1 protein-coding gene is annotated in these 1,276 nt (G+C 59.1%); it reads right to left on the reverse strand.

What is annotated here, in order from left to right:
• Positions 1 to 910: alkane 1-monooxygenase (locus ACF1AK_RS36375; protein WP_391503086.1), on the reverse strand; the 910-nt coding region annotated here is incomplete at its 3' end.
• Positions 911 to 1,276: the final 366 nt, after the last annotated feature.

Here is a 1,276-nt window from a genome sequence, read left to right on the forward strand (position 1 = left end):
CGACGTGATCGCTGTTCCAACTGTCAGCGGGGCTGGCGCGAACGTACGAGCCGTCGGCACGCTTGCCACGCAGCAGGCCGTAATGCTCGAGGTAGTTCGCGGCTTCGAGGAAGGTGAATCCGGCAACTGCCTGCAGCAGGAGCCAGGGCGCGACCTCCCAACCGAAGATACCGATCAGCGTCGCGAAGAGGACAACACTCATCGCCCAAGCGTTGAGACTATTGTTCTCGAAGCTCCAGGTTCGTTTGCCTTTCCTCTGGAGTCGAGCGCTCTCGATGCGCAATGCCGAACGCAGCCCGCCGAACACACTTCGTGGCAAGAACCTCCAGAAGCTCTCACCGAACCGTGAGCTGGCCGGGTCCTGCGGAGTAGCTACACGCACATGGTGGCCGAAATTGTGTTCCACGTAGAAGTGCCCGTAGAGAGATTGCGCAAGCGCCACTTTCGCGAGCCACTGTTCGATCTTCTCGCTCTTGTGGCCGAGCTCGTGGGCCGCGTTGATACCGACGCCGGCGACGACGCCCACCGTGAACGACATCGCGATCTTCTCCGCGATTCCCATCGGAGCGTTGATCCAGCACCAGCAGGCGAAGACCAGACCGGCGTATTGCAAGGGGAGGAACGCGTAAGTGCACCAGCGGTAGTAGCGGTCCTTCTGCAGTCGTGGGATCGCATCGTCCGGCGGACTTTCGCCGTCTTCACCGGCCAGCATGTCGATGATCGGGATGACGATGACCAGTAGCCACGCGCCGGTCGCCCAGAACAATCCGAGACGAAGGTTGTCGACGAGAAACCAGGAGATGAACGGGCTGAGTGGAATCAGCAATCCGAGCGGCCACAGGTACCTCTTACGATCACGCCACACCGAAGGGCCTTCGATGCTCGCGGGTGTGGAAGCCGCGGGAGTCATGGTGACATCTGGTGAATAGGGGGCATTTTCCTAAGGATTCAGTCTTAGAGGACGTTTACGATATGTGTATCTCATTCCAGAGCCGAGGGTTACACGTGGAATCGAAGTAAGAGGTGATCGCACGTCGGGGGCTGAGGCGCGGCCCTACGATCTCGGCCTCCTCGGATATCCACGAATCGCCGGTGGCTAATCCGTCTTTTTCGCACGATCGATGAATGATCTTGGTGAAGAACAAGACTCGTGTTCATTCCGGGATGCCTTTGCCAACCTGCTTGGGCATGTTGCGACTTTGGGTGTGCCCATGATTCGGAGCGAGCGCTCCATCAACCTCGGATGCGGGTGATGGAGACCACAGCAATACGGCAG

Source organism: Kitasatospora sp. NPDC015120 (assembly GCF_043080305.1).
In the GTDB taxonomy this organism is placed as follows: Bacteria; Actinomycetota; Actinomycetes; order Streptomycetales; family Streptomycetaceae; genus Kitasatospora.